General features: G+C 66.2%; 16 protein-coding genes. 6 read left to right on the top strand and 10 right to left on the bottom strand.

Annotated elements, in window-relative coordinates:
* Window positions 1-77: 77 nt before the first annotated feature.
* From L6D75_RS22585 to L6D75_RS22570, 4 genes are read right to left on the bottom strand one after another with little or no spacing between them, the layout of a single operon-like run.
* Window positions 78-545 (bottom strand): DoxX family protein, encoded by a 468-nt coding sequence (locus tag L6D75_RS22585; protein WP_176515578.1) that lies wholly within the window; start codon window positions 543-545, stop codon window positions 78-80.
* A gap of 11 nt (window positions 546-556) precedes the next feature.
* Window positions 557-1,312 carry an HvfC/BufC N-terminal domain-containing protein gene (locus tag L6D75_RS22580; RefSeq protein WP_176515576.1) on the bottom strand — a complete coding sequence of 252 codons (756 nt, stop codon included), beginning with the start codon at window positions 1,310-1,312 and terminating at the stop codon, window positions 557-559.
* Window positions 1,309-2,142, bottom strand: a complete 834-nt coding sequence (gene bufB / locus L6D75_RS22575) for an MNIO family bufferin maturase (RefSeq protein ID WP_176515574.1) — start codon at window positions 2,140-2,142, stop codon at window positions 1,309-1,311. The genes L6D75_RS22580 and bufB overlap by 4 nt, the downstream gene beginning before the upstream one ends.
* 16 nt (window positions 2,143-2,158) lie before the next feature.
* Entirely contained in the window at window positions 2,159-2,437 is a 279-nt protein-coding gene (locus tag L6D75_RS22570) for a BufA1 family periplasmic bufferin-type metallophore (protein WP_176515572.1), read from the bottom strand.
* A gap of 192 nt (window positions 2,438-2,629) precedes the next feature.
* Between L6D75_RS22570 and L6D75_RS22565 the strand changes: the two genes are divergently transcribed.
* The 3 genes from L6D75_RS22565 to nhaA all read left to right on the top strand — a co-directional run bounded on the left by L6D75_RS22565 (window position 2,630) and on the right by nhaA (window position 5,310).
* Window positions 2,630-3,217, top strand: coding sequence for a sigma-70 family RNA polymerase sigma factor (locus L6D75_RS22565; protein ID WP_176515570.1), 588 nt, complete (start codon window positions 2,630-2,632; stop codon window positions 3,215-3,217).
* The gene (locus L6D75_RS22560) at window positions 3,204-3,845 is read left to right on the top strand and encodes a DUF1109 domain-containing protein (RefSeq protein ID WP_176515568.1); all 642 of its coding nucleotides are present in this window, start codon (window positions 3,204-3,206) and stop codon (window positions 3,843-3,845) included. Before L6D75_RS22565 ends, L6D75_RS22560 begins: the two co-directional genes overlap by 14 nt.
* 112 nt (window positions 3,846-3,957) lie before the next feature.
* Entirely contained in the window at window positions 3,958-5,310 is a 1,353-nt protein-coding gene (nhaA, locus tag L6D75_RS22555) for a Na+/H+ antiporter NhaA (protein WP_176515567.1), read from the top strand.
* A gap of 57 nt (window positions 5,311-5,367) precedes the next feature.
* On the opposite strand, the gene L6D75_RS22550 is transcribed toward nhaA, so the two are convergent.
* The 3 genes from L6D75_RS22550 to L6D75_RS22540 form a co-directional block, all read right to left on the bottom strand.
* Window positions 5,368-6,882 carry a nucleobase:cation symporter-2 family protein gene (locus tag L6D75_RS22550; protein ID WP_176515565.1) on the bottom strand — a complete coding sequence of 505 codons (1,515 nt, stop codon included), beginning with the start codon at window positions 6,880-6,882 and terminating at the stop codon, window positions 5,368-5,370.
* 127 nt (window positions 6,883-7,009) lie between these two features.
* Window positions 7,010-8,368: an 8-oxoguanine deaminase gene (locus L6D75_RS22545; RefSeq protein WP_176515564.1), complete on the bottom strand. Its 1,359-nt coding sequence runs from the start codon at window positions 8,366-8,368 to the stop codon at window positions 7,010-7,012.
* A gap of 633 nt (window positions 8,369-9,001) precedes the next feature.
* Window positions 9,002-10,318, bottom strand: a complete 1,317-nt coding sequence (locus tag L6D75_RS22540) for an MFS transporter (RefSeq protein ID WP_176514025.1) — start codon at window positions 10,316-10,318, stop codon at window positions 9,002-9,004.
* A gap of 258 nt (window positions 10,319-10,576) precedes the next feature.
* Here L6D75_RS22540 and L6D75_RS22535 point away from each other — a divergent pair, with 258 nt between their 5' ends.
* From L6D75_RS22535 to gltS, 3 genes are read left to right on the top strand one after another with little or no spacing between them, the layout of a single operon-like run.
* The gene (locus L6D75_RS22535; protein WP_176514023.1) at window positions 10,577-11,302 is read left to right on the top strand and encodes an IclR family transcriptional regulator; all 726 of its coding nucleotides are present in this window, start codon (window positions 10,577-10,579) and stop codon (window positions 11,300-11,302) included.
* Between the two features lie 18 nt (window positions 11,303-11,320).
* Entirely contained in the window at window positions 11,321-12,259 is a 939-nt protein-coding gene (gene hutG, locus L6D75_RS22530) for a formimidoylglutamase (protein ID WP_176514021.1), read from the top strand.
* A gap of 44 nt (window positions 12,260-12,303) precedes the next feature.
* Window positions 12,304-13,512 carry a sodium/glutamate symporter gene (gene gltS / locus L6D75_RS22525; protein ID WP_176514019.1) on the top strand — a complete coding sequence of 403 codons (1,209 nt, stop codon included), beginning with the start codon at window positions 12,304-12,306 and terminating at the stop codon, window positions 13,510-13,512.
* Window positions 13,513-13,564: 52 nt separating this feature from the next.
* On the opposite strand, the gene L6D75_RS22520 is transcribed toward gltS, so the two are convergent.
* The 3 genes from L6D75_RS22520 to L6D75_RS27360 form a co-directional block, all read right to left on the bottom strand.
* Window positions 13,565-14,791 (bottom strand): MFS transporter, encoded by a 1,227-nt coding sequence (locus L6D75_RS22520; RefSeq protein WP_176514017.1) that lies wholly within the window; start codon window positions 14,789-14,791, stop codon window positions 13,565-13,567.
* Window positions 14,792-14,951: 160 nt separating this feature from the next.
* Entirely contained in the window at window positions 14,952-15,485 is a 534-nt protein-coding gene (locus tag L6D75_RS27365) for a transglycosylase SLT domain-containing protein (RefSeq protein WP_308506867.1), read from the bottom strand.
* Window positions 15,482-16,450: a transporter substrate-binding domain-containing protein gene (locus tag L6D75_RS27360; RefSeq protein ID WP_308506866.1), complete on the bottom strand. Its 969-nt coding sequence runs from the start codon at window positions 16,448-16,450 to the stop codon at window positions 15,482-15,484. Before L6D75_RS27360 ends, L6D75_RS27365 begins: the two co-directional genes overlap by 4 nt.
* Window positions 16,451-16,501 lie beyond the last annotated feature (51 nt).

Here is a 16,501-nt window from a genome sequence, read left to right as displayed (position 1 = left end):
CCCTCGCTGCGGACCTGCTTGAGTATGCGCACAAACGCGGCGCTGGCCACGGTTGTCAGCAAATGTTCAGGCAGGCGCTAGCGTACTCGCAGCACACGGTCCAGCGACCAGGCGCCGCCGCCGCGGGCGATCAGCAACAGCAGCAGCCCGGCCCACGACAGGTGGGTCGGCCAGGCGTCGGGGTAGACGAACACCTCGATTACCGTGGTCATGCCCAGCAGGGCCAGGGCCGACAACCGGGTGCACAGGCCCAGCACCAGCAGCAGCGGGAACAGGTGCTCGGCGTAGGTGGCAAGGTGCGCCGCCAACCAGGGGGAAACCAGCGGCAGGGCGTATTCGGTCTGGAACAGGTCGTAGGTGCTGGGGGTGATGCTCAGCAGGCCCTCGACCTTGGTGCGGCCGGACATGAAGAACACCGAGGCGATGCCCAGCCGCGCCACCAGGCACAGCACGCTGTCGGTCAGCCAGCCTTGCAGGTGCTCGGCCAGGCTGTTCCAGCGCTGGCGCAGGCTGTGGGTGGGGGCGTTGGAGCGCAGAGTTTCCATGGCCGTTACCTTCAGGCGAATGTGAGGGGGCGAAAGGCCTTGGCTTGCAGCAGCCGGCCGAGCAGGCCGCTGAAGTCCAGGTCGGGTTGGCATTGCTGGGCGAGTTGCGAGGCCTCTTGCAGTGAGTGGCCTGCGGCGCAGGCGTCGAGGAAGGCGCAGGCGCCGATTTCCAGGGGCTGATGGCTGACGCCGTCGCAGCCGCCGCTCAACAGGGCGCCTTCGGCGACCCAGGGCTGCTCGGGCGACCACGGCAAGCCTTCGCGGCTGACGCGCCACAGGCTATAGGCCGGGTGCGCGGCGAACCACTGCCAGCGCACGCTGCGCCGGGGCGCCAGGTGGCCGCGGGCGAGGTCGGCGGCGGTCATGCCGGCCAGCTCGGCCAAGGTCAGGCAGGGGTCTTGCTCGGCGCTGAAGACTGCGCACCAGTGCCAGTCCAGGCGCGCGACGTCGGCCAGGTACGGCAGGTCGTGGCTGGCCTGCAGCGCTTGCAGGAAGTCGGGAAAGGCTTCGCCGTAGTGGATCAGCCGGGGGTCGTGCGGCGGCGATTGCTGCGCATAGGCGCTGGCCACCTCCTGCATCCAGCCGGGGCCGACCAGCGTCTCGATGCTGGGGAAGTTGGCGCGCAGTGCCTCGACACAACCGCTGAGCACGGTATTGCGATAGACCGCGAACGCCGCCTGCCCGGTGAGGCTGGCCAGGGCCGGGGCAGGGCGCTGCTGCAGCGCTTCGATGAAAGCGTCCTGGAATTGGCCGAGGGACAGGTTCATGGCAAGGCTCCTGCGCGGGCAAGTGTGGCTTGGGCGATGGCGCGTTCGGCCAGCAGGTCGGCGAAGGCGGGGACGTTGCCGTCGCGCTCGATCAAGGTCGGGCGCGGGCCGATGCGGCTGATCAGCTGGCGATACAGCGCCCATACGGGTTCGGCGATGGCCGCGTCGTGGGAGTCGATCAGCAGCGCCGCCTGTTGGTCCTGGCTGTGCCCGGCAAGGTGCACTTCGCTGATGGCCTGGGCCGGGAAACGGTCGAGATAAGCAGCCGCGTCGTAGCCCAGGTTGTGCGCACTGACGTGCACGTTGTTGACGTCCAGCAGCAGCGTGCAGCCGGTGCGGCGTACCAGTTCGTCGAGAAAATCGATTTCGTCCCAGTCATGGCCTTCGAGGTGCAGGTAGTGGCTGGGGTTTTCCAGGGCAATGCTGCGCCCCAGGGCATCCTGGGTGCGCAGGACGTTTTCGCTGATGCGGTTCAAGGCTTCATGGCTGCGCGGAAACGGCAGCAGGTCGGGGTGGTACTGGCCACGCCAGGTGGACCAGGCCAGGTGCTCGGACACCAGCACCGGCCCGACCCGCTCGATCAGTGCGCGCAGGCGGCGCAGGTGGCCGGCATCCGGTTCGGCGTCGGCCGCCAGTGACAGCGCCACGCCGTGCAGCGACAGGGCATGGCGCTCGGCCATGCGTTCCAGCCAGGCCAGGCGCGGCCCGCCGACCATGTAGTTTTCCGGGTGCACCTCGTACCACAGGCCTTCGGCATCGCATGCCAGGGCCTGGGCATAGTGCTCGGCCTTGAGCCCGAGCCCGGCGCCGAGGGGGTTGTTCCGGTTCATGGTCGGCGGCCTCCACTCAGGACTTGGCTGGGGTCAGCGAGCCCATGCCGTTGGGGGTCTTGATCGAAGTGCAGGTGCCGGCCGGGACGTTCTTCCAGTGCATGGCGTCGTAGTCTTTCTTGGCGCTGCCCGCGCAGGTGGTGCCGGCGCCGGCCTTGCAGTCGTTCTGGCCGGCCATGGCGACGCCGTAGCATTTTTCCATGGCAGCACCGGTGCTCGGGGCCGTGGCGGCAACGGCGACACCGGCCAGCGAAGCGAGGGCCAGGGCGGCGGCGGAAAGGGCGAGGTTGTTCATGGTGATGACTCCAGGGTAGGGGGCCGCGGCGAATTACCGGCGGCTCATCGAATAGTTCGCGGGGTTTGCGGTTACGGTTACAGCGCCGCGAAAAAATATTTTTTCGCCGCCAGGCCAATCTCCCGGTGCGCTTGGCGCAGCGTCTATGGTTGGATAAAAAGAAATGCTTCCAAGGTGTAACCCTGGCGCGCCATGCAACGAACTAACTCACAAGACCTGCTCCGTGCACGCGAGACGCATCTGCAGGCGCTGCTGCTGCGCGGCCTGGCGGGCGATGCGCGGGCGTACCAGGCGTTTCTCGCGGCGCTGGCCGCGCACCTGCGCGGGTTTCTGCGGCGGCGCCTGGCACAGCGCCCGGCCGAAGTCGAAGACCTGCTGCAGGAGGTGCTGCTGGCCGTGCACAACGCCCGCGACACCTACCAGCCGCAGCAGCCGCTGACCGCCTGGGTGCAAGCCATCGCCCGCTACAAGCTGGTCGATTACCTGCGCCGCTACGGCCAGCGCGAGGCGCGGCACGACAGCCTGGAGGAGGACAGCGAGCTGTTCGCCGCCAGTGACGAGGCACCCGCCGAGGCCCGCCGCGACCTCGGCAAACTGCTGGGGCAATTGCCTGAGCGCCAGCGCCTGCCGATCGTCCACGTCAAGCTCGAGGGCTTGTCGGTGGAAGAAACCGCGCGCATCACCGGGCTGTCCAGCTCGGCGGTCAAGGTGGGCATACACCGTGGGCTCAAGGCCCTGGCCAGGCGGATTCGAGGTGGTAACGACGATGAAGACCGATGAACTGATTGCCCTGCTGGCCAGCGGGGAAGGGCCGGTAGACCGGCACGTGGCGGCCCGCCGCCTGGGCCGGGCGCTGCTGCTCGGCATGCTCGGCGCGCTGCTGCTGGCGGCGACCCTGTATGGGGTGCGCAGCGACCTGGCCGAGGTGGCGCGCACGCCCTTGTTCTGGGCCAAGCTGGCGCTGCCGGGCAGCCTTGCGCTGCTCGGGCTGTGGCTGACCCAGCGGCTGGCCAGGCCCGGGGTGCAGGGCGGCGCGCTGTGGGGCCTGCTGGGCGTGCCGTTGCTGCTGGTGTGGCTGGGCGCGGCCATCAGCCTGGCCGGCGCCCCGGTCGATGCCCGCGCCGAGTTGATCTTCGGGCGCACCTGGCGCACCTGCGCGCTGAACATCACGCTGCTCTCGGCGCCGTTGTTCGTCGCCGTGTTCTGGGCCTTGCGCGGCCTTGCGCCCACACGCCTGCGCCAGGCCGGCGCGGCCGGCGGCCTGCTGGCGGGGGCGACGGCGACACTGGCCTACTGCGTGCACTGCCCGGAGATGCAAGTGCCGTTCTGGGGCGTGTGGTACCTGCTGGGCATGCTGTTGCCCACCGCCCTGGGCGCGGCGCTGGGCCCGCGCCTGCTACGCTGGTAGAACTGCGGGGAGTATTTCCGCTAGAATGCCGCCCGGGTGCTAGCTGCATGAAGCAGTGAAGCAGGTTAAACAGCTACGCAGGTCGGGCCGCCTTGCGGGAGTGCTTGCGCCCATGCAAAAACATGTCTTGCCCCGTGCCCAGCGAATCGCCCAGCGCGCATTCGCCAATCTAGAGCGTTTCCTGCATATCGAGGCGGTCAGTGGCATCGTCCTGCTGATCGCTGCCGTGGCGGCCCTGATCTGGGCGAATTCGCCCGCTGCCGACAGCTACGATGCCCTCTGGCATGCCCCGGTGACCTTCGGCATCGGTTCGATGGTGTTCTCCCAATCCCTGCACTTCTGGGTCAACGATGGCCTGATGACCATCTTCTTCCTGGTGGTCGGCATGGAAATCCGCCGTGAAATCCACGAAGGCGCGCTGTCGAGCCTGCGCCAGGCCACGCTGCCGATGGCCGCGGCGGTCGGCGGGGTGGTGGTGCCCGCGCTGATCTACCTGGCGTTCAGCCATGCGCCCGCCGAACAGCAAGGCTGGGCGGTGCCCACCGCCACCGACATTGCCTTCGCGGTCGGGGTGCTGGCCTTGCTCGGCAAGTCGATCCCCTCGAACGTGCGGGTGTTCCTGCTGGCCCTGGCGATCATCGATGACATCATCGCCGTGCTGATCATTGCCTTCTTCTACACCGGCGGCCTGGATTACAGCGGCCTGGCGGTGGCCGGCGTCGGCCTGCTGCTGGTGCTCGGCCTGCAGAAGATCGGCATCGGCTCGGCCTACGCCTACGTGGTGCCTGGCGCCATCGTCTGGCTCGGCGTGCTGATGACCGGCGCCCACCCAACCCTGGCCGGCGTGATCCTCGGCCTGATGACGCCGGTCCGTTCGATGCCCCTGGGCCAGCGCCCGGTGGAGGCGATTTCCCGCGTGACCGATGAACTGCTGGGCCGCGCCCAGGAAAGCGACAGCAGCAGCCTGAACCACCCGTTGAAGCAGCTGCGCCTGGCCCAGCGCGAGCTGGTACCACCGGTGACCCGCGTGCAAACCAGCCTGCACCCGTGGGTGGCCTACGGCATCATGCCGCTGTTCGCCCTGGCCAACGCCGGGGTGAGCCTGGCCGGGGTCGACCTGTCCGCGCCCGGGCCTTACTGGGTGATGGTTGCCGTGGCGGTGGCGCTGGTGCTGGGCAAGCCGGTGGGCATCGTCCTGGTCAGCTGGCTGATGGTGCGCCTGGGCTGGGGTGCGCTGCCGGCGGGGGTGACCTGGCGCAGCGTCACCTTGATCGGCCTGTTGGCGGGTATCGGCTTCACCATGTCGATCTTCATCGCCAACCTGGCCTTCGCCGACCCAGCCGCCCTGGGCGCCGCCAAGCTCGGCGTGCTGTCGGGCTCGGTGATCGCCGCGGTGCTGGGCCTGGCGTGGGGCACCCTGAGCCTGCGCAAGGCAAGCAAGGCCGTGCACGCCGAAGCGAGTTGACCGCGGCCCAACGCGGCCAGGCAAAAAAAAGCGACGCTCAGGCGTCGCTTTTTTTATTCAGTGCGCTTGCTCCAAACGCCGCTTGCGTGGGGCCGGCACGTCGCCATGGCCGTCGTCCTCCGCCAGCACCGGCACTTCGTTGCCGTCGCAGTCGAACAGCTTGCCATCGCGGAAGAAGTCACCGTCATGGAGCCCGGCGATATCGCGGTAGCGCAGGGTGCGCTCGCTGGCGGCGACGAACACCGACTGCTGGTCGGAGTTGCCGGTGCGCATGTGGTTGAACAGCAGGTTGAGCAGGATCGCCATGATCGCCGCCGAGCTGATGCCGGAGTGGAAGATGGTTTCGACCCAGGCCGGGAAGTGGTGGTAGAACCCAGGGGCGGCGATCGGGACCATGCCGAAGCCGATCGAGGTGGCGACGATGATCAGGTTCATGTTGTTGCGGTAGTCCACCTGGGACAGGGTGCGGATACCACTGGCCGCCACGGTGCCGAACAGCACCACGCCGGCACCCCCGAGCACCGAGGTGGGCACGGCGGCAATCAGCCGGCCCATCACCGGGAGCAAGCCCAGGGTCAGCAGGATCAGCCCGGCGCTCGCCACCACATAGCGGCTCTTCACGCCGGTGACGGCCACCAGGCCGACGTTCTGAGCAAAGGCGCTCTGGGTGAACGAGCCGGCGAAGGGCGCCAGCACGCTGGAGATCATGTCGGCACGCAGGCCATTGCCCAGGCGCCTTGAGTCGACCTTGGTGCCGATGATCTCGCCCACGGCGAGAATGTCGGCCGAGGTTTCGACCATGGTCACCACGATCACGATCAGCATCGACAGGATCGCCGCCAGCTCGAAATGTGGCGCGCCCAGCGGCAGCACCTGAGGCAGCGCGACGATCGGGCCTTGCCATACCTGGGAGAAGTCCGTCATGCCGAAGGCGGTGGCCACCAGCGTACCGATCACCATCGCCAGCAGGATCGACAGGCGCGAGATGCTGGCGTTGCCGAGCTTGCTGAGCAGCAGCACGGTGGCCAGGGTGAAGGCTGCCAGGGCGATGTTGGAGGTGCTGCCAAAATCGGCCGCCTGGCTGTTGCCGCCCATGGCCCAGCGCGCCGTCACCGGCATCAGGGTCAGGCCGATGGTGGTGATGACGATGCCCGTCACCAGCGGCGGGAAGAACTTGATGATGCGCGAGAACAGCGGCGTTATCAGCAGGCCGATCAGCGACGCGACGATCACCGCGCCGAACACCGAAGCCAGGCCGCCACGGCCATCGCTGCCGATGATCGCGACCATGGTCGCCACCCCCGCAAAGGACACACCCTGCACCAGCGGCAGCTGGCAGCCGAAGAAGGGGATGCCCAGGGTCTGCAGCAAGGTGGCCAGGCCACCGGCGAACAGCGAGGCGGCGATCAGCAGGCCGATTTCGGCAGGGGTGAGGCCCGCTGCCTGGCCGATGATCAGCGGAACGGCAACAATGCCACCATACATCGTCAGCACATGCTGAAGCCCGTAGGCCACGTTGGCACTGACGCCGAGGTTCTCGTCTTCCGGACGAGGTGTAGCGGGAGAAGTCATGGTGAGTAGCTCGCTTTTTTTATATTTGATGCGTCTAACAGCACGGTCTCAGTCGCGGTGGGTGAAGCGGGGTAGCAGATAGGGGCAGGCCGTTGCCTCAAGGCGACGGGCAACGGCCTGGGTTGGGTTACTCGCCGATCACCAGTTGGTGTGCCAGCTGGTTGTGGCGCTCCAGCACGCGCGGCAGGTCGACGGTGGTGATGCGGCCGTCCTTGACCACCACGCGGCCGTTGATGACGCTGGTGTCGACGTGGGTCGGGGTGCAGAACACCAGCGCGGCCAGCGGGTCGTGCAGGGCGCCGGCATAGGCCACGTGGTTGAGGTTGAAGGCCACCAGGTCTGCGACCATGCCCGGGGCGAGGGCGCCGATGTCGTTGCGGTTGAGCACCTTGGCGCCACCCAGGGTGGCGATTTCCAGGGCTTCGCGCGCGGTCATGGCGTCGGGGCCGAAGCCGACCCGCTGCAGCAGCAGCGCCTGGCGCACTTCGCCGATCATGCTGGCGCCGTCGTTGGAGGCCGAGCCGTCCACGCCCAGGCCCACCGGCACGCCGTGGTCGCGCATCTTGCGGATCGGCGCGATGCCCGAGGCCAGGCGCATGTTCGAGCACGGGCAGTGGGCCACGCCGGTGCCGGTGCGGGCGAACAGTTCGATGCCGTGCTGGTCGAGCTGCACGCAGTGGGCATGCCACACATCGTGGCCGACCCAGCCCAGGTCCTCGGCGTATTCGGCGGGGGTCATGCCGAACTTTTCGCGGCTGTAGGCGATGTCGTTGACGTTCTCCGCCAGGTGGGTGTGCAGCGACACGCCGTAATGGCGCGCCAGCACCGCGGCTTCGCGCATCAGGTCACGGCTGACCGAGAACGGCGAGCACGGCGCCACCACCACGCGCAGCATCGAGCCGTGGCTGGCGTCGTGGTAGTCCTCGATCAGGCGCTGGGATTCCTTGAGGATCGCGCTTTCCTTCTCCACCACCGAATCCGGCGGCAGGCCGCCCTGGCTCTGGCCCACGCTCATGCTGCCGCGCGCGGCATGGAAGCGCATGCCGATTTCTTCGGCGGCATGGATGCTGTCGTCGAGCTTGCAGCCGTTGGGGTAGATGTACAGGTGATCGCTGGAGGTGGTGCAGCCGGAGAGGATCAGCTCGGCCATGGCGGTCTGGGTCGATACCGAGATCATTTCCGGGGTCAGCCGGGCCCAGATCGGGTACAGGTTGGTCAGCCAGTTGAACAGCTCGCCATCCTGCGCCGCCGGCACCACGCGGGTGAGGCTCTGGTACATGTGGTGGTGGGTGTTGACCAGGCCTGGGATGACCACCTTGCCGGTCATGTCGAGGATTTCGTCGGCGTGCTGGGGCAGCTCGTCGCTGGGGCCGACCTGCTTGATCAGGTTGTCTTCGATGTACAGGCCGCCGCGTCTGATTTCGCGGCGTTCGCCGTCCATCGTGACCAGCAGTTCGGCGTTCTTGATCAGTAATGTCTTGGGCATAGGTGTTCCATTCCCGCGTGGGGTTCTGGTTGCAATTGAAGGTTTGCAGACACCCGGTTTTCGATTAGAGCCAAACCCTAGAAACCAGGCGCTGATCAGGGTTGGTCAGAGCAACGGCGCACGCGTCGACGGCGCCTGGGCACATGGGCTCGGCGTGGGGCGACGGGGGGAGTGGCGGCTCGGTGAAACAGCGGCGAATGCGGTGCTTCGCGCAGCGGGCTCGGGCGGGGCGAGCAGGTAGGGGTAATGCATGGCTTTAGCCTGTCGCAATACGCAGCGGCGATTACCGCTGTCGTAGGCGTGGGCTAATGTAACCAGAATTGTGGTTTTTTGTATACGAAAAAAATGCCTGTCTTGGGGGGGGTGGGGATGCACAGATCGAGCGCCGCCCGCGCGGCGCATCGCGGATAAATCCGCTCCCACATTTGTTGCAACGTACCAATGCCTGATGGGCCATGGTTGTCAGCCTTGTTTGTACGACGCGGTTTCTCGGCGGGCACCAAGAGCGGACAACCATGGCCTGACAGACTGCGGCACGTTGCAACAAATGTAGGAGCGGATTTATCCGCGATGCGCCGCGCGGGCGGCGCTCGATCTCACAGGCGCCAAAAACCCCAAGCCAAGCCCCCGCAGCTACAGCGCCTCAATCCCGCGCGGCGCCATGAAGTACAACCACACCAGCGCCACGAAATACACCGCCGGAATCAGGGTGAACAGCACCGCATAGTTGTTGTGGGTAAGCGTCAGCACGCTCCCGACGATCTGCGTCATGAACATCCCCCCCACCGCCGCGCACATGCTGCCGAAACCGAACACCGTGCTCACCAGGTGCTTGGGCGTGTAGTCCATCAGCAGGCTCCAGATGTTCGCCGTCCAGGCCTGGTGCGCGCCCACTGCCACGGCAATCGCCAGCACCGCCAGCCACAGGCCGCTGGCGTGGGCGGCGAAGGTGACGCTGACGATGGTGCAGGCGAACAGCAGCATCGACACCAGCCGCGCGCGGGTGGCGCGCATGCCACGGCCGATCAGCCACGACGACAGGATGCCGCCGCCGATGCTGCCAAAATCCGCAGTCAGCCAGATCAGGATCAGCGGGATACCCATCTGGGTCACGCTGATGCCCAGGTCATACTGCTGGTTGAGAAACGGCGGCAGCCAGTACAGGTAGAACCAGAACACCGGCGCGGTGATCGCGAACGCCACGGCAAAGGCCCAGGTGCCGCGCATGCGCAGGATGCGGGTGAATGGCACGCGCACCGCTTCGGGCTCCACCTCCTGCTGGATGTAGGCCAGTTCGCTCTGGCGCACATGGGGATGGTCCTCGGGGTTGTAGTACTTAAGCCCCCACAGCGCCACCCAGGCAAGGCCCAGGCAGCCCATGGCGATGAACGCCGCCTGCCAGCCCCAGGCCGCCAGGATCACCGGCAGCAGCGCCGGGGTGATCATCGCGCCGACGTTGGTGCCGGCGTTGAACAGCCCGGTGGCGATGGCCCGCTCGCCGGCCGGGAACCACAGGCGCGTGGTCTTCACGCAGGCCGGGTAGTTGGCCGCCTCGGTCAGGCCGAGGATGAAGCGGCAGACCATGAACCCTGCAGCCGACGTGGCCAGGCCATGGGCACCGGTGGCCAGGCTCCAGAGCAGCACCGCGACGAAGAACGCGCGCTTGACCCCGACCTTGTCGATCAACCGGCCTTGCAGCAGGAAACCGATGGCATAGCCCACCTGGAACCAGAAGTTGATGTTGGCGTAGTCCATCGCCGTCCAGCTCATGTCCTTGGCCAGCATCGGCTGCATGATGCCCAGGGCGGCGCGGTCGATGTAGTTCAGGGTGGTGGCGAAGAACACCAGGGCGAGCATGCCCCAGCGCGTCTTGCCGACGGCGAAGGCGCCGCGCATCTTGCTGCCGATGGAAGCCTGGGGCAGGGGGCTGTCGATTTTCGAGGGCGTCATGGGCGTGTTTCTTGAATTTCTTGAAATTGTAGTGAGCGGCTGGTGGCTGCGGCCAGGTTCGGGGCAGGCGGGCGCGCAACGCCAGGGAATGGTGAGCAGCGCAGGCTCGAGCGTCAATGCAAGGTTGCGGGCAAGGGTTCGATTATCGAACGGCATTGCTCATCCACGCCTTAAATGCACGATATTTCCCAACAGATGGGAATCGAATTTCACCCTTTGGGAAAACACTGTGCACCATGACGCACCTAGGAGGCACACATGACCTACAACAGCCCCACCGACCGCCTGCTGCAAATTCTCGTCGCCCTCGGGCAAGCCGATGAGGCGGTGGCGGCCAAGGAGCTCAGCCTGCAGCTGGCGCAACCCTTGAGCAGCACCTACCGGCACCTGAAGACCTTGCTGCGCTGGGGCCTGGCCGAAGACAACGGCTACGGCCGCTACCTGCCAGGGCCGGCCTGCCTGCAACTGGCGAAAAAGTTCGACCGCCAGGCACTGCTGGTGTCGCAGGCGCTGCCCGAGCTCAAGCGCCTGGCCGAGCTGAGCCGTGAAAGTGTCGCCTTGATGGTGCCGAGCAACGGCCAGGCCATTTGCATCGAAATGATCGACAGCCCGCAGCCGCTGCGCTGCTGCTACCAGAAGGGCCTGGCCCAACCCCTGTTGGTGGGGGCTTCGGCGCGGGTGCTGCTGGCCCACATGGAGCCCGAGCGCAGCCAGGCGTTGCTCCACGAACAGGGCGTGGATGGCGCAGGCATTGCCCAGTACGCGGACAGCTTCGAGGCCATCCGCGCCCAGGGCTTTGCCGTCAGCCTGAGCGAAATCGATGACGGGGTGTGGGGCGTCAGCGCACCGGTGCTCGACAGCCGCAACCGCCTGCACGGGGCGATCAGCCTGATGGCGCCGGCCTTCCGTGCCCAGAAAAACAGCGAGCGCCTGACCCACTGGACCTGCGAAGTCGCCTTGCGCGTCGGTGCGCGGCTGGACTGAATGACACCTGGAGTTCTTATGACAGACCCTCTTTCCCTGCCGGTGTGGCAGGGTCGTATCGACGCGGCCGAAGGCGGCCTGGCCTTGCGCTGGCACCAATGGGTGCAGCCCTGGGCGGCCGAGCAAGCCCCAGGCTTTGCCCTGGTGGGCCTGGCCTGCGATGAAGGCGTGAGCCGCAACCAGGGCCGCACCGGCGCCCGGCAGGGCCCGCAGGCCCTGCGCAAGGCGCTGGCCAACCTGGCCTGGTGCGGCCAGCGCCCGGTCTATGACAGCGGCGATATCGCCTGCCAGGGCACCGACCTTGAAGGCGCGCAACACGCCTATGCCCAGCGCGTGGCGCTGCTGCTTGGCCAAGGGCACCTGCCGCTGGGCCTGGGTGGCGGGCATGAAATCGCCTATGCCAGCTTTCTGGGCCTGGCCCGCCACCTGCAAGGCCTGGAGCAACGCCCGCGCATCGGCATCGTGAATTTCGATGCCCACTTCGACCTGCGCAGCGCCGAGCAGAGCAGCTCCGGCACGCCGTTTCGGCAAATCGCCGAGTACTGCGAGCAAGCCGGGCTGGCGTTTGACTATTGCTGCCTGGGCGTGAGCGAAGCCAACAACACCCAGGCCTTGTTCGAACAGGCGCGGCGCCTGAACGTGCGCTACCGCCTCGATCGGCAGATGCAGCCGTGGAACATCGCGGCCATCGAAGCCTTCGTCGATCAATTCCTGGCGGGCATCGACCATTTGTACATGACGATCTGCCTCGACGTGCTCCCGGCCAGCCAGGCCCCTGGCGTCAGTGCGCCTTCGGCCCATGGCGTCGACCTGATGGTGGTCGAGCACCTGGTTCGGCGCGCCAAGGCCTGCGGCAAGTTGCGCATGGCCGATGTGGCCGAGCTGAACCCCGCGCTCGACCAGGATTCGCGCACGGCAAGGATTGCCGCGCGGTTGCTGGCGAGCCTGGTCGACTGACCCCACTCCCTCTCTCTCTACGTATAAAAACAAGAGTGTTTCCCATGCTGACGCTTAAACTCGATGCATTGACCACCGTCGCCCTGGCGCTATTGCTGCTGGCCATGGGCGCGCAATTGAAAAAGCACAGTTACTGGCTGCGCCAGCTCTGCGTCCCGGCCCCGGTGATCGGCGGCTTCGGTTTTGCCCTGGTGGTGTGGTTGCTGCGCAACCAGCAGTGGCTGGACATCACCCTCGACACCGCCATGCAAACGCCGTTGATGGTGGCCTTCTTCACCACCGTCGGCCTGGGCGGCAGCCTTGGCCTGCTGCGCCAGGGCGGCAAGATCCTGTTCGTCTACCTGGGCGCCTGCTGGGGGTTGGCGCTGCTGCAGAACCTGGTGGGCGTGGGGATGGCCAAGGCGCTGGGGATCGACCCGCTGCTAGGCATCATGGCCGGCGCGGTCTCGCTTGAAGGCGGCTTTGGCGCAGCGGCCGCCTTCGGCCCCATCGCCGAGAGCCTGGGCACTTCCGGTGCAACCACCGCGGCACTGGCTTCGGCCACCTTCGGCATGGTCGCCGGCGGCCTGCTGGGCAGCCCGGTGGCGCGCTACCTGATCGACCGCAAGAAACTCGCCGTGCAGGCCGACAGCGCCGACACCCTGGTAGCGCTGGAAAAAGCCCACGAAGCGCCCAGCGTTGCCATCGACGCCAAGGTGCTGCTGCGCCTGCTCACCTGCATGCTGGTGATCATGGTGTTGGGCTTCTGGATTGGCGATGCGCTGAAGGCGCACCTGGGCATCGTCTTGCCGGTGTATGTCGGCGCCATGTTCGTCGCGATCATTGCGCGCAACTTCAATGACCGTGCGCGCTTGCTCGAGATCCCGGACAACGCGGTCAGCACCTTGGGCGACATCAGCCTGGGCATGTTCCTGACCATGGCCATGATGAGCCTGAAGTTCTGGGAGCTGGAACAGCTGGGCCTGCCGTTGCTGGTGATCCTGGTGGTGCAGGTGCTGATCATGGTGGCGCTGTGCGTGTTCGTGCTGTTTCGCCTGTTCGGCGGCAACTACGACGCCGCGGTGCTGTGCGCAGGCTACATGGGCCATGGCCTGGGGGCGACGCCCAACGCGGTGGCCAACATGGGGGCCATCTGCGACCACTACAAGGTGTTCTCCTACAAGGCCTTCATCATCGTGCCGCTGTGCGGTGCGGTGCTGATCGACATCGTCGCCTTGCCGGTGATCACCTGGTTCATCAACGCCTTCAGCTGATTGAAAGCAGCGCCTGCCACGCAGGCGCTGCTGCATCGAACCTGCCGTTGCCTCAGCCAGGCTGGGCGGCCAGGCTGTTGCTGACGTTACGCCCCAGCACCAGCACCGTGACGAAGCCCACGCCCACCAGCGCCGTGGCCAGGCTCAGCAGCATCGCGCTGCCGAACTGGTCGACGATGCGCCCACCGAAGAATGAGCCCAGGGCGATGATTACCTGGAACATCGCGACGAACAGCGGCATGCCGCGTTCCACGTCCTTGGGCGCCACCACGAACATCCAGATGCTGGCACAGGCCGGGAAGGCGCCGAAGGCGAAGCCCCAGAGCGCGATCAGCATGGCCGCGCCGGTGAGGCTGGTGGCGAAGTAGGGGAACAGCGCGGTGCTGATGGCGATCAGCAGTGCCACCAGCATCAAGGTGTAGCGCACGCTCTGGTTGGCGGCAAAGCCGGCGAACAGGTTGCCGATGACCCCGGCCACGCCGTACAGCAGCAGCAACGAGCCGATGGTCGGCCCATCGAAGCCTGCGCTTTGCTTGAAGAACGGCGCCACGTAGGTGTAGGCGGCAAAGTGCGCCAGGCCGATCAGCAGCACGGCAATCAGGCCAACCCGCGCCAGTGGGTTGATGAACAGCGCCGGCAGGTCACTGATGCGGATGGCCTTGTCCGGGTTGAGCCGCGGCAGCAGCAGTACCTGCGCCAGCAACACCGGGATGCCCAGCAGGGCGGTGACCAGGAAGGTCATGCGCCAGCCCATCAGGCCGCTCAGCCAGGTGCCCACGGGCACGCCCAGCACCGTGGCCAGGGTTACCCCGACCATGATGATCGAGGTGGCCTGGGCCACGCCCACACCCTTGGGCGCCAGGCGCCCGCTCAGGGCAATGGCCGTGGCCCAGAAGCCGCCGATGCTGATGCCCAGCAGCACACGGCCGAACAGCAGCAGGCTGAAATCGCTGGCGTAGGCCACCACCGCGTTGGCGATGATCATGATCAGCGTCAGGCCGATCAGCAGGTAGCGCCGGTCCATGGCGCCGATGCCCACCGACAGCAACGGGGCGGCGAGGGCGGCCATGATGCCCGGCAGGGTCACCATCAGGCCGGCGTGGCCGGCGCTGATGCCCAGGTCGCTGGCCACATCGTTGAGCACGCCCACCGGGAGGAATTCGCTGGTGACCAGGGCGAAGGCGCCCACGGCCACCGAGAGAATCGCCAGCCACTGCTGTTTGACGCTTTGTTGGTTATGTTCGGGAAGGCCGTGAGAGGCCTGGCTGTCGCTTGGCATGGTGCAGGTTCCAAGGGGTATGTCGCCTGGGGCAGGCGAGGGGAAGGGAGAAAATTGAAGGCGATTATAAAAGTCGGTTTCGCCAACCTCACAGGCGGCCGGCTCGATAGTAATCATCAGTGCTATCGATAAGTCGCTCTAGGACGAGCGCTTGCGGCCATCAGGGCGCGGCTGTGCCGGCGTTCGATGAGGGCCTGTCGGCCACCAGTTTGTAGGCGACATAGTACTTGTAGATGTTGCCCACGTAATCCACGGTCTCCCGCCCGACCACCTGGGCCGCTGCCTGTTCGACATTGCCGAACCCGATGTTCTTGTCGAGCCCGGACTGCTCGGCCAGCGCCCGGAACTTGCGCAGGTTGCCGGGGCCGGCGTTATAGGCGGCGAAGGTCATCAGGGTCTTGTTCATCTCCGTCAACTGCGGGTCGTTCAGGTATTTGTCCGCGAGCAGGCGCATGTACTTGCTGCCGGCTTCGATGTTCTTGTCGGCGCTCTTGTCGATGCCGCTGATGGCCACCGTCGGGTCCATGGCGGTCCTGGGCAGCAACTGCATGACGCCGACGGCGCCGCGGGGGCTGTGCGCCTTCTGGTCGAGCTGCGACTCCTGGAAGCCCTGGGCCATGAGCATCAGGTAATCGAACCCGTAGGTACTGGCGTGGCGGCTGAACACCGCCACCATCTCCTGGAACTTCTTCAATTGTGCTTCAGAGGTGGCGTTGAGTACCCGTTTGCTGCTGTTGGTGACGTATTTGTTTTTAAGGCTGTTGCCGAAGGCGGTGCCGACCTTGTGGGTTTCACGAATTCGGCCAGTTGGCTTTTCAATTGCGGGCTGCCCTTGCGAATGGCCCAGGCAAATTCCGAGTTGCCGTGCAGCACGATCGCCTCGTGTATCTGCATGTCGGTGTACAGCGGCGCCCAGATCCTGGCCAGGTAGCGGTCGACCACCGTGGCCTTGAGCAGCCCGGCGTTGACCATCTGCATCAGGTCTTCGGACTCCAGGTTTTCGTCGGCCGCCTTCAGCTCGATCGGCGCAATGCCCTTTGCCTTGAACGCGGCGTTCAGTGCCTGCAGGTGCTCGTAGTAACTGCTCGACGCCCTGACGGTGATTGCCAGGCCAGACAAGTCCTCGAGTTTTTCCAGCGCCTTGGTGCCGGGTGCGGTGACCAGGATTTCCGGGATGTTCACGGCAAAGGGGTCGGCAAAGTCCATGTTCTCAAGCCGCCCCTGCGTCACGGTCAGGCCACCGGCGGCGATATCGCCCACGCCTTCATTGAGCTTGCTCATCAATTCATTGCGCGCAGTAGGGATGAACATCACCCGCCATTGCATGGACTTGCGGGCGTAGGGCTGGGTCTTGTTCAGCCAGGCCTCCAGCCCCTTGCCCAGCTCATAGCTCAGGCCGCGCTGACGGCCGCGGTCCAGTTCGAAGAAGGTCTTGCTGTAGGGCACCAGCACGCGGATCAGCCGGCGCTCGCGCATGCCTTCGAAATCCCCGGCCCAGCTCTCGGGGATGGGCAGCACCAGGCGCTGCACTTCGGCTTTTTCGGCGGGCGTCAGCTCTACGGCGGGCAGCTCCGGTTGCGTGGCGGCCAAGGCGATGTTCAGCCAGCAAAGCAGGCTCAACAGGGCCAACTTGTGAACGCAAGGCCAGGCGATGTTCATGTTCGCGCACCGGGAGGGGCAGGGGAACGGGGCGTCTTTGAGTATGGCAAA

It is taken from the genome of Pseudomonas faucium (genome assembly GCF_021602585.1).
Taxonomy (GTDB): domain Bacteria; phylum Pseudomonadota; class Gammaproteobacteria; order Pseudomonadales; family Pseudomonadaceae; genus Aquipseudomonas; species Aquipseudomonas faucium.
The sequence above is the reverse complement of the archived record's forward strand: the minus strand, read 5'-3'. Positions and strand labels throughout refer to the sequence as shown.

What these genes read in the sequence shown, in the direction of transcription:
- L6D75_RS22570 (WP_176515572.1), bottom strand. Translation starts at nt 2,437, where the DNA reads ATGAACAACCTCGCCCTTTCCGCCGCCGCCCTGGCCCTCGCTTCGCTG.
- L6D75_RS22560 (WP_176515568.1), top strand. Translation starts at nt 3,204, where the DNA reads ATGAAGACCGATGAACTGATTGCCCTGCTGGCCAGCGGGGAAGGGCCG.
- gltS (WP_176514019.1), top strand. Translation starts at nt 12,304, where the DNA reads ATGCTGACGCTTAAACTCGATGCATTGACCACCGTCGCCCTGGCGCTA.
- L6D75_RS22585 (WP_176515578.1), bottom strand. Translation starts at nt 545, where the DNA reads ATGGAAACTCTGCGCTCCAACGCCCCCACCCACAGCCTGCGCCAGCGC.
- L6D75_RS22540 (WP_176514025.1), bottom strand. Translation starts at nt 10,318, where the DNA reads ATGACGCCCTCGAAAATCGACAGCCCCCTGCCCCAGGCTTCCATCGGC.
- L6D75_RS22580 (WP_176515576.1), bottom strand. Translation starts at nt 1,312, where the DNA reads ATGAACCTGTCCCTCGGCCAATTCCAGGACGCTTTCATCGAAGCGCTG.
- nhaA (WP_176515567.1), top strand. Translation starts at nt 3,958, where the DNA reads ATGCAAAAACATGTCTTGCCCCGTGCCCAGCGAATCGCCCAGCGCGCA.
- L6D75_RS22535 (WP_176514023.1), top strand. Translation starts at nt 10,577, where the DNA reads ATGACCTACAACAGCCCCACCGACCGCCTGCTGCAAATTCTCGTCGCC.
- bufB (WP_176515574.1), bottom strand. Translation starts at nt 2,142, where the DNA reads ATGAACCGGAACAACCCCCTCGGCGCCGGGCTCGGGCTCAAGGCCGAG.
- L6D75_RS22520 (WP_176514017.1), bottom strand. Translation starts at nt 14,791, where the DNA reads ATGCCAAGCGACAGCCAGGCCTCTCACGGCCTTCCCGAACATAACCAA.
- hutG (WP_176514021.1), top strand. Translation starts at nt 11,321, where the DNA reads ATGACAGACCCTCTTTCCCTGCCGGTGTGGCAGGGTCGTATCGACGCG.
- L6D75_RS22550 (WP_176515565.1), bottom strand. Translation starts at nt 6,882, where the DNA reads ATGACTTCTCCCGCTACACCTCGTCCGGAAGACGAGAACCTCGGCGTC.
- L6D75_RS27360 (WP_308506866.1), bottom strand. Translation starts at nt 16,450, where the DNA reads ATGAACATCGCCTGGCCTTGCGTTCACAAGTTGGCCCTGTTGAGCCTG.
- L6D75_RS22565 (WP_176515570.1), top strand. Translation starts at nt 2,630, where the DNA reads ATGCAACGAACTAACTCACAAGACCTGCTCCGTGCACGCGAGACGCAT.
- L6D75_RS22545 (WP_176515564.1), bottom strand. Translation starts at nt 8,368, where the DNA reads ATGCCCAAGACATTACTGATCAAGAACGCCGAACTGCTGGTCACGATG.